Annotated in this window: 11 protein-coding genes; 9 read left to right on the top strand and 2 right to left on the bottom strand. The window is 63.6% G+C overall.

Translation table 11 applies throughout. From position 1 onward, the window contains the following. Positions 1–8: 8 nt before the first annotated feature. From cobT to cobS, 3 genes are read left to right on the top strand one after another with little or no spacing between them, the layout of a single operon-like run. A complete protein-coding gene (gene cobT, locus F790_RS0108025) occupies positions 9–1,082 on the top strand; it encodes a nicotinate-nucleotide--dimethylbenzimidazole phosphoribosyltransferase (protein WP_019591322.1) in 1,074 nt (357 codons plus the stop codon). Beyond that, a complete protein-coding gene (locus F790_RS0108020) occupies positions 1,079–1,690 on the top strand; it encodes a histidine phosphatase family protein (protein ID WP_019591321.1) in 612 nt (203 codons plus the stop codon). The genes cobT and F790_RS0108020 overlap by 4 nt, the downstream gene beginning before the upstream one ends. After that, positions 1,687–2,475, top strand: coding sequence for an adenosylcobinamide-GDP ribazoletransferase (gene cobS, locus F790_RS0108015; protein ID WP_019591320.1), 789 nt, complete (start codon positions 1,687–1,689; stop codon positions 2,473–2,475). Before F790_RS0108020 ends, cobS begins: the two co-directional genes overlap by 4 nt. Before the next feature lie 141 nt (positions 2,476–2,616). Here cobS and F790_RS0108005 read toward each other — a convergent pair whose 3' ends face one another. Next, positions 2,617–3,348 carry a SapC family protein gene (locus F790_RS0108005; protein WP_019591319.1) on the bottom strand — a complete coding sequence of 244 codons (732 nt, stop codon included), beginning with the start codon at positions 3,346–3,348 and terminating at the stop codon, positions 2,617–2,619. A 268-nt stretch (positions 3,349–3,616) separates the two neighbouring features. Here F790_RS0108005 and F790_RS0108000 point away from each other — a divergent pair, with 268 nt between their 5' ends. The 4 genes from F790_RS0108000 to F790_RS0107985 all read left to right on the top strand — a co-directional run bounded on the left by F790_RS0108000 (position 3,617) and on the right by F790_RS0107985 (position 9,565). Beyond that, entirely contained in the window at positions 3,617–6,910 is a 3,294-nt protein-coding gene (locus F790_RS0108000) for a hypothetical protein (RefSeq protein WP_019591318.1), read from the top strand. Positions 6,911–6,984: 74 nt separating this feature from the next. Then, positions 6,985–7,755 carry an NTP transferase domain-containing protein gene (locus tag F790_RS14195; protein WP_081647406.1) on the top strand — a complete coding sequence of 257 codons (771 nt, stop codon included), beginning with the start codon at positions 6,985–6,987 and terminating at the stop codon, positions 7,753–7,755. Further along, on the top strand, positions 7,749–8,510 hold the full coding sequence (locus F790_RS14190; RefSeq protein ID WP_081647405.1) for a LicD family protein: 762 nt from the start codon (positions 7,749–7,751) through the stop codon (positions 8,508–8,510). Before F790_RS14195 ends, F790_RS14190 begins: the two co-directional genes overlap by 7 nt. Beyond that, positions 8,507–9,565 (top strand): alanine--glyoxylate aminotransferase family protein, encoded by a 1,059-nt coding sequence (locus F790_RS0107985; protein ID WP_019591315.1) that lies wholly within the window; start codon positions 8,507–8,509, stop codon positions 9,563–9,565. Before F790_RS14190 ends, F790_RS0107985 begins: the two co-directional genes overlap by 4 nt. 69 nt (positions 9,566–9,634) lie before the next feature. Here the strand turns inward: F790_RS0107985 and F790_RS13775 are convergent, their stop codons facing one another. Further along, the gene (locus F790_RS13775; RefSeq protein WP_019591314.1) at positions 9,635–11,185 is read right to left on the bottom strand and encodes a hypothetical protein; all 1,551 of its coding nucleotides are present in this window, start codon (positions 11,183–11,185) and stop codon (positions 9,635–9,637) included. Between the two features lie 204 nt (positions 11,186–11,389). Here F790_RS13775 and F790_RS0107975 point away from each other — a divergent pair, with 204 nt between their 5' ends. Continuing rightward, positions 11,390–12,631 carry a flagellin gene (locus F790_RS0107975; protein ID WP_019591313.1) on the top strand — a complete coding sequence of 414 codons (1,242 nt, stop codon included), beginning with the start codon at positions 11,390–11,392 and terminating at the stop codon, positions 12,629–12,631. 336 nt (positions 12,632–12,967) lie between these two features. After that, the coding region (locus F790_RS13770; RefSeq protein WP_038036633.1) for a flagellin at positions 12,968–14,136 on the top strand (1,169 nt) is incomplete at its 3' end.

Below are 14,136 nucleotides of genomic sequence, written 5' to 3'. Positions count from 1 at the left end.
GAACCCGCGTGACCGAAGACTGTGACTGGCTGAACGTCCCCGCCGCGCCCCTGGATGCCGGGGCGGCCGCGCGTGCCCGCGCCCGGCAGGAACGCCTGACCAAGCCGCCGGGTTCGCTGGGCCGTCTGGAGACCCTGGCCGAGCGCCTGGCCGCGCTGCAGGGCCGCGAGTGCCCGAACCCGCCGCACCCGTGGATCACCGTGTTCGCCGGCGACCATGGCGTGGTCGCCGAAGGCATCTCGCGCTTTCCGCAGGCGGTGACCGGGCAGATGGTCGCCAACTTCGCCGCCGGCGGGGCGGCCATCGCCGTGCTCGCGCGCAGCCTGGACGCGGGGCTGGAGATCATCGACCTGGGCACGCTGCCCGGCGGTCCCGAGCCCGAGGGCGTGATCCGCGCCGGGCTGGGCCCGGGCACCGCCAACTTCGCGCGCGAGCCGGCGATGACCCCGGCGCAGCTGGAGCGCGCGCTGAACACCGGACGCCAGGCGGCCGAACGGGCGTGCCAGGGCGGGGCGGGGCTGTTCATCGGCGGCGAGATGGGCATCGGCAACACTACTGCCGCGGCGGCCGTGGCCTGCGGTGTGCTGGGGGCCTCGCCGGACGCGCTGGCGGGCCCGGGTACCGGGCTGGACCCGGCCGGGGTGCGGCACAAGGCCGAGGTGATCGAGCGCGCGCTGGCCCTGCACGCCGAGGCCGGGGATTCGGCGCTGGAGTGGCTGCGGCGGGTCGGGGGCTTCGAGATCGCCGGGCTGACCGGCGCGTTCCTGGCCAGCGCGCAGATCGGCCAGCCGGTGCTGGTGGACGGCTTCATCGCCAGCACCGCGGCACTGGTGGCGACGCGGCTGTGCCCGGGGGCGGGGGACTGGTTCTTCTACGCCCATCGTTCCGCCGAGCCCGGCCACGACCGTGTGCTGGAGGCGCTGGGTGCGCAGCCGCTGCTGGATCTGGGCATGCGCCTGGGTGAGGGCAGTGGCGCGGCGACCGCGGTGCCGCTGCTGCGCATGGCCTGCGAGCTGCACGCCGGCATGGCAACCTTCGACGAGGCCGGGGTGGCGGACGACGAGTCCGGAGCGGGCGCGTGAGTACGGGGGCGTCCGCCAGCGACGGGGCGCGGGTCGGGCTGCTGCGCCACGGCGAGACCACCGGCGAGGGTTTCTGCGGCGCCGGCAGCGACGTGCCGCTGACCGCGCGCGGCCAGGCGGCGATGGAGGGTGAACTGGCACGCCGGCGCCCACCCGGTCTGGACTCCGGGGAACCGGCCTGGGACCGCATCGTGACCTCGCCGCTGCGGCGCTGTCAGGGGCCGGCCTCGGCCTGGGCCCAGCGCTGGGACGTGCCGCTGGTGGTGGAACCGCGCCTGAAAGAGCTGCACTTCGGCACCTGGGAGGGCCGCAGCGCCGCCGCGCTGATGGAGACCGATGCCGACGCGCTGGGCCGCTTCTGGCAGGACCCGGAAGGCTGCCCGCCGCCCGGGGGCGAGGCGCTGGGCGCGTTCCGCGGGCGCGTGCTGGCCGGCTGGCGCGAGAGCGTGGCCACGCCCGGCACCGCGCGCACGCTGGTGGTGACCCACGGCGGCGTCATCCGCGTACTGCGCGCGCACTTCGAGGGCATCCCGCTGGCCGAACTGCTGAGCATCGAGGCCCCGCTGGCGGTGCTGCACTGGGTCGATCCCGCGCGGGTGCAGGCATGAGCCGGCCGGCCACGCTCGTCCCGCTGTGGCTGGCGCTGGTGTTCCTCACCCGGGTGCCGCTGCCGGCGCGCCTGCTGCCGGAGGCCCCGCGCCCGGAGGACGCCGGTCGCTCGCTGCTGTTCTACCCGCTGGTGGGGCTGGTGCTGGGCCTGCTGCTGGCCGCCGGCGGCCTGCTGCTGGGCCTGCTGCCGGGCGCCGAACCGCTGTTGCTCGCCGCGCTGGTACTGGCCGGCTGGGTGGCGATCACCGGCGCGCTGCATCTGGACGGGCTGGCCGACACGGTGGATGCCCGCGTGGGCAGTCACGGCGACCCCGAACGCGCCCGCACCATCATGAAGGACCCGACCTCCGGCCCCATCGCGGTGGCCACCGTGATGCTGGTGCTGCTGGTCAAGTTCGCCGCGCTGGTGCCGCTGGTGGCCGCCGCGCAGTGGCTGGCACTGGTGATCGCCGTGGTCCTCGGCCGCGCCGCGCTGGTGCTGCTGTTCCGCCTCGCCGATTACCTCAATCCCGCCGGCCTGGGCGCCGACATGGCGGCGAACCTGCCCGAACGGGCTGCCGCCGGAGTGCTGGTGGCCACCGCCATCGCCGTGGTCATCCTCGGCGTGGCCGGCGGCCTGCCCGGCGCCATCATCGCCCTGATCCTCACCGGCGCCACCGTGGTCGCCCTGGCCGCGTTCTTCCGCCGCTGGCTCGGCGGCTTCACCGGCGACCCCGCCGGCGCCACCCTCGAGACCGTCGAGGCCGTGGCCCTGGTGGTGATGGCCCTGACCCTCACCGCGTAGGGCCTCGCAGGCGGCCAGCCTCTGGCCGATTACAGCGGCCATCCCCCGGGCCCGATCGGCCGGAGGGCCGGCCTCCTGCCGGGGGGCACGGGTTCAACCGTAGGAGGCCAGCCCCCTGGCCGATCCTGCGCTCCGTTCCGTTCAGGCGTCGAACAGCATGGGTCGCGCCTGCTTTTCCGCTTCGTGCAGGCGACGGCCGAGGAACGGGAAATTGTTCATTGAGACGAGCTGGGCGTGGGCCAGCAGCAGGCCGCCGGCGTCATTCAGGGCTTCAAGCATGGGGCCGCGCAGCCCGGCGAGTGCCTTCTGGTCGACGCCATACAGCCCCTGCGGCTGCAGTGTTTCCCCGTGGAGCGTGATGTCCGGCGCCCACGGGCCGAGGACGCCGGCGACTTCCAGGGACTGGGCCGCAATGCGGGCCGCCATGCGCTCTTCTTCCAGCCAGCGCAGGGCTTTGAGGAGGCGGGTCGTCAATTCAGTCGCCTCTCCGTTTTCCACCAGCGGCCTGGAGCCTCCGGGGTGCACCATTCCGCAGGAAGCATCATAGGCCAGTTCCGGTTCGGCGCCGTTGCCCAGACCCGTTAGCGTAAAAGGATACAGTCGCAGCGCGGAAGGCGTGTAACCCGCATGCCAGCGGCCCTCTTCATCGACCAGCAGGTTGTCATTCTCCTCCACGCCCATGACCGCTACGACCCGGAAAGCTCCCTGTTCGCCATCACGCACCAGGGCCAGCGGCATGGCCGCCGCCGCTTCCAGGCATTCGGACATCCCGATTTCCACCCGTTCGTGACCACGGGCAAAAGCGAAACCCGGCTCCCATTCAATACCCAGGGTCTCTCCGCCCCGGGATAGCGGCATGATGCTTCGGTACATGACGATTCCTTGATCACTGGTTGTTGGACGCGTGAGTCGCGAGCGTTACCGGTTCGTGTGTCCGGCGAAGGCCACCCTGCGATATGATCCCGGCAAGACTAGCACGGGGGGTGGATGCGTGGCTCGGAAAAAACGCAATAAGAAAGCGCCGGTTACGGTCCAGGCTGCATGCCGGCATCTGGACGCGGGGGAGACGGAGCGGGCCGAACGCGAGCTCGCAGGCCTGACCGGACAGGATCGGCAGGGGGAGGTATGGCGAGCCCTGACAATGGCCCGCGAGCGCCTGGGCATGGACTCGGCGCTGGATACGGCCCGCAAGGCCGTGGAGCGAGGAGGTACCACCGATGATCTGAAGCGCCTGTTTCGTATTGCCCGCGCGCGCAAGGACGCACGGTCGATGGTTCTGGCCGCGGATGCGTTGTCGGAAAGAGAGCCCGAGGCGGAAGCGTGGCGCAATGCACGGATGCTTGCGCGCGTGCTTGGTCGGGACATCGACGGGGCGCATTCTGTTGTGACGGAAAATCTCGAGCGGAACCCGGACAACGCGACGCTGAAACTGCAAAAGGCAGCGCTGCAGGGCATGAAAGGGGACCGCGAGGGTGCCCTGGAAACCGCCCTCGAGGCCCTCGAAGCAAGGGGGTACTCCACCGTCCAGCGTGAACCGGACAAGCCTCACGTACTGTTGCTGAGAGCCATGAGTGGCACTCCGCCACGCATTCGGCCCAGCACGGGCCAGATGGTGTTCGAGACGGGCAATGACTTGAACTCTCACCTGGGCCAGGCCGGGTTCTCGACGACCGAAATCTTCATGGAAACCTTGCAGCGTCGGCCCGAGTTGATGGATGAGGTGCCCGCCGCTGATGTCGTGCTGTGTTCCATCACCGACGCTGACAAGTCACCCGAAGAACTGGAAACCGCGTGTCGGCTGCTGGAACGCCTGGACCTTCCGGTAGTTAACCATCCGCGCACTATCCTGGATACCCGTCGGGATTCGAACGCCCGCCGGTTTGCCGACATGCCGGGAATCCGCTTTCCGAAGACCGTGGCCGTCCCGGTTCAGGGCGTTTCCGACCCCGTGGGTGCCGTCGAACAGGCCATGGAATCCAGTGGTATCCGGTATCCCATCATCGTCCGTTCGGCCGGCCTGCAGACCGGGCGCTGGATGTATCGGATCGAAAACCGTCGGGAACTGCGCCGCATGCAGGTGACGGACCGTGTGCGCGAGCTCTATTTGATCGAATGGCTGGATACTCGTGATCCGGCCACGGGCCTCTTCCGGAAATTTCGGGCCTTCCTGATCGGTGATGAACTGCATCCAGCGCATGCCTATTTCACGCCGGAGTGGAGCGTGCATGGTGACTCGGCGGCGGACATGCTCCGTCAGCGGCCGGACCTTTACGAGAGGGCCCGGGCGTTCCTCGGAAATCCCGAGGGGGAATTGTCGAACGACGGATGGGACGCGCTTCACCAGGCTCTGAAAAAGACCGGACTGGATATCTGTGGTGTCGATTGCGCTCCGGACTCGGAGGGCAACATCGTTATCTTCGAGGCCAATGCGGCGATGCAGATCGCGCCCCATGTTCGGGAAGGGATGGATTTCCAGCGAACACACGGTGAGGGCAACGCCGAACGTTCCGTCGAGCTGATCGCCGAGCGTGCCGAGAAAAAACCAAAGCCCACCAACGCTGCGCCTTCGTCACTGCACCACTTGCCCTGGTACATTCGCCGCCTTGAAGCAGAGCCGAATGACTTTACCGGCTCTGCTCTGTTTCAGGCGCAGCGATATATCGATGAAGAGATCATCGAGGCACGGGCGCGGGAGCTCGGTCTGGAAACCCGTCAGTTGCTCCCACGCGTGATGCAGGTTCTCTCCGATGACGGGAAGACGCTGGAAATTAATGTACAGACACCGCAGCTGTCAGCATTCAAGAAAGCCGCCGACTGGGACAAGAGCGTTGTACGCAAAGTGCTCGAACGCGCGGGCCTTCCGGTCGCTCGTGGTGGTGTCTTCAATGACCTGGGCTCCGCTTTGGCTGATTTCGCGACCCGGTCGGGCCCGGTTGTCGTTAAGCCCGTGTCGGCGAACGTATCACGGGGCGTTACCGTCAACGTTCGCACGGAAACCGAATTCTCCAGCGCATGGTCCCGGGCCGCTGAAGTATGCAGCGATGTACTGGTCGAAGATTTCTTTGATGGACACGAACTTCGTATCCTGATCATCGGTGGCAAGGCGGTTGCGACCATCATGCGCCTGCCCGCATCGGTTGTCGGTAACGGGCAGGATTCCATCCGCAAGCTTGTCGAACAGAAAAACCGGCTGCGCCAGCGCAACCCGTTGACCGCAAAACATCCGATCCGCGACTGGCCCGCACTGGAGCGTACCGGGAGGTCGCCGGATGATGTTCCGAAAGACGGAGAGTGGGTAATTCTCGGAGAATTCAACAATATCGGGAATGGGGCACAATACCTGGCTCTTACCAGCGAAGTGTCACCGGCGATCCTGAACGTGGCGGAGCGGGCGGCCGCCGAAATTCCGCCTACGCGTTTCTGCGGAGTGGACCTGCTTGTCCGCGACCCCGGTGGCGATGCCACACCGGATAATCTGGTCATTACGGAAACCAACGCGAATCCGGCGATCGCCATGCATCATTTTCCCTATTCGGGGCCATCTTTCGATGCGGGCGGGCATTTCTTCGAGTTCGGGTTTCGGTTTCTTGCGCGGACTGGTAGACCCGGTCCGGTGGAGGGAGAGGTTCCATCGTGCAGGCCTGCATCGAGTACTTCGGCTCCCGAAGAAATGGCCCCTTCCTCGCATACGCCATTGATTGAGGCCGCCCGAGAAGCGGGCTTCGCGGTGGATGAACTAACCTCCATGTTGTGGAGGATTGATACACCCGACGGGTGGAAAGGCTTCCTCTCGGCGATGAGCGATGAGGTGACCGAGGAGGCGAGGAGGGCTTCGGGTGACATTGTTCTGCGCGACCGGCTACTGAGCGAGGCTGGCCTACCTGTGCCGCCGCGACCGGCGTTTTCCGTGTCCGATGTTTCAGAAATCCTCCATCATTGTAGAAATCTGGGCGCGGCGGTACGTTTGCGAAGCAAAACCGGGCGTGTTGAGGCGCGAATACCCCGGGCCCGGCTGGGTGATCGGTTGCCAGTCATGCTTCAGAGAATGGAGCAGCATTCGGTGAAGGACGTGGTTATCGAGGCGCTAATTCACCCCATACGTCTTCATTGCCTGGTGGCCGGGCCCCGAATGATTGCCGTCAGAGCCCTCGAGGGTTGCTCTGAGGCCGTGCCGGGATCGAAGTTTCCGGAGGGCCTGGTCGAAGCCGCTTCCCGGGCTCGGCACGCGTTACTGGGAGCGCCCTGGGCGTCAGTCCTTATTGGCCTCGAGACGCTGGATCGGCCTGTGAGCCAGCAGAATTGGCAGATAGAGGATGTGGGTGTGAGCCCGGACATACGTTCATTTGTCGATAATCGCGAGGAGCTCATGGAATTGGCAAATGCCCTGCTCGCGGCAGGAGCGAGGCTAGAAGTTACGCCCGTGCTTTCAGAGTGAACGCGTTTGGGGTAATGACGACGGTTGTTAGTCGCGTGTAGGAGCAATGAGATTGAGTTCTCAGGAGATTAGAAATGCCTTCGTTGAAGCGTAGGCGGTCACGCTGGGGGCGTGCGGTGTTGATGGCTGCCGGGTGTGGAACGCGTATCCAAGCCCATATCGGAGAATATCCGAAAAGCGCTCTGGAAGTTGGTGGTGAACCGTTGATCCGGCGCACAGTGAAGCAGCTACTCGAACGGAAGTTGGCCGTCACGGTCGTTCTCGGTTATCGCCGGGAAATAGTGGCTCAGGCTCTCTCGGGCTTGCCGGTAGAAGTGGTATACAACCCTTTTTATAATATAACTAACAGTATTGTCTCGTTGTGGTTCGCCAGGCATGTGCTACACGAATCTCCGCTGCTACTGATTAATGGTGATGTGTACATGGATTCTTCGATTCTCGATATGGCGCTCGCTGACAAGCGTACTCCAGTTATGTTCGCTGATCCGCGACGGGTCGAGAAGGGGGATTTTTTTTTGGGAGTTGATGAGCGCCGTCTCCTGCGCGTCTATGGGAAGGGTCTTCCAGTGGCACAACGGACCGCGGAATACATCGGTCTTGCTAAACTGGAAGTCGGAAGCTTGCCTCAATTTCGGCAACGTTTGCAGTTGCTTGTGGAGAAGCAGAACCATGATGCGTGGTGGGAGCAGGTTCTCTACAGCCTGACCGACGAAGGTGGTGAGGTTTATGTTGGTGAGATTGGTGATCGGTTCTGGTCGGAGATTGACGAACCGGAGGATTACGAGCGTTTGCAAAGGGTTTGTACCATCCCCGAGGCGGTAGATTTGGGAGGCCGCGAATGGTGAAACTGGATCGCTCCCGGCAGCACGCACGACTTCTGATTATGCTCGAGAGGGTGGCCGAGGCACTTGAGTATGGCGGGGTGGGCTATGTGATAAGCCACGGCACGCTGCTTGGGGCGGTCCGGCATGGAGGGTTCATTCCATGGGATGATGATGTAGATCTGCATGTTGCTGCCGAAGACATGGTTCTGGCGTTGACGGTTCTCGAGGAGCGCCTGCCTGCTGAATTTCGAGTCATGCATCAGCGACGGTGCGGTGTGCCTTGGGATGTGGATATTCGGGTGGTGGATCAGCGTACCCGTTTGGAGGGGACGAATAGCAGGGAGCGAATGGGGCTGTACATTGATCTACTCGAGATGCCGCGTATCGGGAGCTGGGGCAGAGCGTGGTACGGTGTGATGAAGGCGGTTCGCAATCAGTCTCGGCGTTTGTCGGCCGGCAGAAAATGTTCGGGTCCGTTGTGTATGTCGTTAAGGGGGATTGGTAAAGGGGCGGAATTGGGGGCATGGCTTAGTCGGGGTTTTCCCGGCGCAAAGCGGCGTGTGGTCAACGACCGCTTGGTCGGCGGAAAACACCCTGAATCAGCTATATTCCCTGCGGTACACCTCCCGTTCGAGAGTCTGAGTCTGCCGGCTCCGCAGGACTATGACCGTGTGCTCCGGGATCTCTATGGCAACTACCAAAAGTTGCCAGCAGTCAATCAACGCAAATCGCATTACGCAGGGGTCTATTGGGACGATGAAGGAGCTTCCTCGTGAAGCTGTTCACGCTTGGTCCCGTGGAAATGGATCCACAGACTCTTGCGGTCGGCGCCGAGCCGCTCCCTTATTTCCGCACCATGGAATTTTCGGAGCGAATGTACCGTCTAGGCGAGCGGCTTCGAATTCTTTGTGGCGCGAATCCGAAGGGGTCGCGGATTGCAATGCTCACGGGCTCCGGAACGGCTGCGATGGAGGCAGCTGTAAGCGGGATACTTGGGGAGCAGGATCGGGTACTGATTATTAATGGTGGCACGTTCGGGGCGCGGTTCGAGGCTCTTTGCCAACATCATGGCATCGCTTATTCGGCCATCAGACTGTCTTTTGGCGAGGAGCTGACGGAACGCCATTTGGAAGATGCAGCCGATACACGACACACAGCCCTTCTAGTCAATGTGCACGAGACTGGAACGGGGCAGTATTATCCAATCGAGATGCTATCGCGTCATTGTCAGCGTCATGGTTTGCTTCTAATAGTTGATGCCATTAGTTCGCTGGTTGCGGATCCCTTTGATATGGAGGGATGGGGTGTGGATGTGGCCCTTTTTAGCTCGCATAAGGGTCTCGCCGCGGCGCCAGGAATGGCGTTCGTGGTGATCGAGGAAAAAACGTACCGGGAACGTGTGGCGGGGAGGGTTGGCCCGATTTTTTACCTCGACCTTGAGAACCACATCTTGGACCAAGAGAGAGGGCAGTCTCCTTTCACGCCGGCGATCTCCGTCGCGTTGCAGGTGGAGGAGAAGCTTGAGCGGATTGAGGCGCATGGGGTTTTGGCCTACGTTGCACGCTGCGCTCGGCTTGCAGAGGGATTCCGGAGTGGGGTTCGGACGATGACTCGCTTTGAATTGCCAACGTATCCACTGTCGAATGCGCAAACTCCGCTGTTGTGTCCAGAAGGGGATGCGCAGTCGGTGTTCGAAAAACTTCGTAGCCGAGGTTTTCTGGTCAATCCGAGCGGGGGGTACCGCGCTAACGACCTGTTGCGTGTGGGGCACATTGGAGCTTTAGATGAGGCGGATCATGAAGACCTGCTGCGTGTGCTGACCGAACTCTAGGTAAATGACAGCGGTTCTGTTTCTTGGTGGAAGGGGGGTGAAGGGGAGGGTTTTCGTCTAGCAGTATCTTTAAATTTGCCGGGACAAAGACACCGCTTTCTCGCACACATGGGCAAGTTTTTTTTCTTCTATATCGAGGAACCGCGTTTCCATGATACCTGAACTGTTGCAGGAAGTGAGTATGCGCGCGCCAATGCTGACACGCAAGGCCGCACCGAGGCCGGCTCCCAGGGGCACGGGCTGGCCGACGTGACAGGCGCGGCGGGCGAGATCGGCCGGCAGGTCCTTCCCGGCCACATGACGAGTCAGGTCCTGGTTCAGTAGTCGGTACAGAACGTTCGACTGGTCGGTCGACAGAGGGTCCCCGTTGGGACCGAGGACGCGGAACGGAAGGAGGGTTGTGCGGCTGGAGAGCTCCGGGCCCCGCCCGTGGTTGCGGTCGGCCGAACGTTGGTGGGGCGTGGTTATGGGCTGAAGTTCAGGGTGTTGCCCCAGGATACGGTCCATGCGCTGCCCGAAATCGTCGAGCAGGCGGAGTCGCTCGGAACGCGGGATGGCGAAGTAGCGGCTCATTTCTTCAAGTGCGGCGATCCAGCGTAGCCGCATTCCGATATCCGCGGGCGCCGGAAGCGGCGGGGCGGTGGCGGCCAGCCAGTCCGGCAGCATGCATCGATCCAGATAATCCGCGAGGCCCGGAGGCAGGCGACGAGCCTTACGTGACCAGCGCTCGATGACGGAACGAGGAAAGAGCGAGGCACCACTGAATGGAGGGCCGGTAAAAAACTTGGAGCCGGTGACGAGCACGATGTGATCCCGGTCCAGGTGTGCCGCGAGATCTTCCGCATCCAGACGCAGCTGACATGCATCGACGATGATCTGCATGGTCTCGCCGAACCGTTGCTGGAGTTCGTCAACGACACCGCTTGATGGGGCCATGGACCCGAGTTTGGACTGGTCCATCAGGTGAAGGAGGACGAAGTATCCGCGCTGGATGGCCCCCGTTACGGTCCTGCGGACTTCTTCGTCCAGGTCCTCCGTGGATTTGCTGTACCCGCGATCGTCCCGGAACGGGATGCCTCGGTAATCGATCTGGGGAAACCCCTCGATGTGCGACCCCTTGTGCACGTTGCGACCGAGTGCAGTGACGCCGTCGAAGTGGTGCCCTGTTACAGAATAGGGTGTGCCGCTACCGGTTTCGTCGCTACCGCAGACAATGCTGATCAGCGGGATTCTTTCCGGGCAGGCAGCCACGGCCGTCGCGTGGAGCTGGGAATCCGTTCCCGAGCTGGACAGCAACACCCCCGGTTGTCGGTCGTGGATCTGCAGCGTGTGTACCAGCAGGTCTGCGAGGTGATGGGTCGTTTCCGCAAGCCGCTGTTCGGACCTGCGCTCGGCTCCGTCGTTGATGAGGCGATTGTGCAGGAGTGATGCCGCTTCGTAGCCGTGTCGAGAGATCGACGTGGCGGTGGAAGAAGCGAAGCTGAAGGCATCTTCGCGTGGCACCGGCGAGCAGCCGTAGCGGTTCAGTCCGGACTCCGGGTTCACGAGAAGTCGGGCATCGCCGCCCAGCGTCAGTTGCTTTGCGGTTGGCTGGAGCAGCCATTGGGGCAGAGCGGTCACGAGCGATCCTGGTCGGCCGGGATGAGCGACGTGGACATTGTTGCACACACGGGATGTCCCGAGGAGCTCTCGGGATGGTCGGTCTCCCGAGCTGCCCTAAAGGTCTTCCCGGGATGGTCGTTAAGGGAATCGAAGGCGGCATGGCGCCGCCCAGGGATTGCCTCAGCCGGCCCGGCCGGCACTCAAGTTCCGGAGGAAGCAAACATGTCTCAGGTCATCAACACCAACGTTCTTTCGCTGAATGCCCAGCGCAATCTGAACCAGACCCAGGGCGATCTCGCCCAGTCGCTGGAACGCCTGTCGTCCGGCCTGCGCATCAACAGCGCCAAGGACGACGCGGCCGGTCTGGCGATCTCGGAGCGGTTCACCACGCAGATCAACGGTCTGAACCAGGCGGTGCGAAATTCGAACGACGGCATCTCGTTCGCGCAGACCGCCGAGGGCGCGCTGGACACCATCGGTGATGCGCTGCAGCGGGCCAGGGAGCTGGCCGTGCAGTCAGCCAACGACACCAATTCGGCCTCGGATCGTCAGGCGATCAACGACGAGGTCCAGCAGCTGATGCAGGAAATCAGTCGTGTGGCCAACTCGGCCGAGTTCAATGGTGGCCGGATCCTCGATGGCACTGTGGAAGACCTGTTCTTCCAGGTGGGGGCGAACCAGGGGCAGACCATTGCCGTGGACGGAGTGGATGCGCGGACCTCGCAGCTGGGCACCACGGAGGTGGTGGGCACCGATGGCCTGACTCAGGAAGAGATCGGAATGATCGATGAACTGACGGACGCGTTTGACGGGCCTTTCGACGATTTGACCATTGACGGCGACAGTTTTGACGCAATTGACGTGCAGCTTTCGGGTGATGCCGGAGAGGAGATTGAAGCAGCGGCGACGCTCGAAGATGCAGTCCGCATGATCAATTCGGCGATTACCGATGCGGCTTCCGCCGGGGACGAGAACGCGAAGAACGTTGCGGACGCTGATCTGCGGGCCTCGCTGCGGGTGACGAACGATGGGAGCACGACCATTGCAATCACCTCCCGGCTGGGTACCGAAGGGCTGGATGTCGATGGAGGAGCTGTGTCGGTCGACGGTGACGCTGTCGATCTGTTCGCCGCATCCGATGCGGAGGACGTCACCCTGAATGATGTGGATGTGGTGACCCGGGAGACCGCTACTCAGGCCATCGGCGCCTTCGATGGCGCCCTGACCAAGGTCAACTCGCTGCGCGCGGAGCTGGGTGCGGTGCAGACGCGTTTCGAGAGCACCATCGCGAATCTGGAGATCGGTTCGGAGAACCTGTCGGATGCGCGCTCGCGGATCCGGGATGCGGACTTCGCGGCAGAGACCGCCGAACTTTCGCGGGCGCAGGTGCTCCAGCAGGCGGGGACCACGGTGTTGTCGCAGGCGAATGCGGTTCCGCAGAACGTGCTGGGTCTGCTGCAGTAAGGCTTCGGTTTCCTCCGGGCCCGCGCTGCGGGCCATCCCTGGGCCCGCCCCGAGTGATCGGGGCGGGCCTTTTTGCGTTTTCGGGGGGCGATGTCGAGGCCGGTGGTCCGGGCGGGTGCGTTTTCGCGCGCGAGCGCGCTCCCACAGGGTATGGCCTGGTTCGGGCGTGGCGTTTTTGCCCCTGCGGCAAGAGAGCGGAAATTTTTTGCCGATCGGGGTTAAAGGTTGCCGGTGGGTGGTCGTTACGGGGGGTGAGAGGCAATTCCGAACCTGTCATTGCTGCCGGAACGGCAATGGCTGGCCGGTCAGCAGAGCGAGCAAAACAAGGAGGGCATCATGTCCCAGGTCATCAACACCAACGTGCTGTCGCTGAACGCGCAGCGTAATCTCAACGAGTCTCAGGGTTCGCTGTCGCAGTCGCTGGAGCGTCTGTCGTCGGGTCTTCGCATCAACAGCGCCAAGGACGACGCGGCGGGTCTGGCGATCTCGGAGCGTTTCACCAGTCAGATCAATGGTCTGGACCAGGCGGTGCGCAACTCGAACGACGGTATCTCGTTTGCGCAGACCGCCGAGGGTGCGCTGGACACCATCGGGGATGCGCTGCAGCGTGCGCGCGAGCTGTCGGTGCAGGCGGCGAACGACACCAATTCGGCGTCGGACCGTCAGGCGATCAACGACGAGGTCCAGCAGCTGATGGAGGAGGTCAGTCGTGTGGCCAACTCGGCCGAGTTCAACGGTGGCTCGGTACTGGATGGCACGGTGGAGGACCTGTTCTTCCAGGTGGGGGCGAACCAGGGGCAGACCATTGCCGTGGACGGTGTGGATGCCCGGACCTCCGAGCTGGGGACCACGGAAGTGGTCGGTGAAGACGGTGTCAGCCAGGAAAATATTGAGGCTGGTTTCAACAGTATCAGCGACGTGACTATTTCCGCGGATGCCTTTGATGACATCAGTGTGGATCTGGGCGATGCCGAAACGCTGGAAGACGCGGTGCGGATGATCAATGCCGAGATCGCGGACGAGGCTGCGGCGGGTGACGACAATGCTGCGGCGGTCGCGGATGCCAACCTGCAGGCGGCCCTGCGGGTGGACAACGAAGGCAATACCACGGTTGCCGTGACCTCGCAGCTGGGCACGGAGAATCTGCAGGTCGATGGTGGGGTGATTGATGTCGACGCCGATGGGGTGGACGACGTCACGATGTTCGACGATACCACCTCGGCGGATGTGACCCTGAACGACATCGACGTCACGACGCGCGAAACGGCGACCCAGGCGATGGGTGCGCTGGATGGTGCGCTGACCGAGGTGAATTCGCTGCGTGCGGAGCTGGGTGCGGTGCAGACGCGTTTCGAGAGCACGATTTCGAACCTGGAGATCGGCTCGGAGAATCTGTCGGATGCGCGTTCGCGGATCCGGGATGCGGACTTTGCCGCGGAGACGGCGGAGCTGACCCGGGCGCAGGTGCTGCAGCAGGCGGGGACCTCGGTGCTGTCGCAGGCGAA

Origin of the sequence: Thioalkalivibrio sp. ALE20 (genome assembly GCF_000381405.1) — a bacterium.
Classification (GTDB): Bacteria; Pseudomonadota; Gammaproteobacteria; order Ectothiorhodospirales; family Ectothiorhodospiraceae; genus Thioalkalivibrio.
This window is presented reverse-complemented; position numbering and strand designations above follow the sequence as displayed.

Bases quoted from the DNA above. Each gene is read 5' to 3' on its own strand.
- F790_RS0108000 (WP_019591318.1), top strand. From the start codon at position 3,617: ATGGCCCGCGAGCGCCTGGGCATGGACTCGGCGCTGGATACGGCCCGC.
- F790_RS14190 (WP_081647405.1), top strand. From the start codon at position 7,749: ATGGTGAAACTGGATCGCTCCCGGCAGCACGCACGACTTCTGATTATG.
- F790_RS14195 (WP_081647406.1), top strand. From the start codon at position 6,985: ATGCCTTCGTTGAAGCGTAGGCGGTCACGCTGGGGGCGTGCGGTGTTG.
- F790_RS0108005 (WP_019591319.1), bottom strand. From the start codon at position 3,348: ATGTACCGAAGCATCATGCCGCTATCCCGGGGCGGAGAGACCCTGGGT.
- cobS (WP_019591320.1), top strand. From the start codon at position 1,687: ATGAGCCGGCCGGCCACGCTCGTCCCGCTGTGGCTGGCGCTGGTGTTC.
- F790_RS0107975 (WP_019591313.1), top strand. From the start codon at position 11,390: ATGTCTCAGGTCATCAACACCAACGTTCTTTCGCTGAATGCCCAGCGC.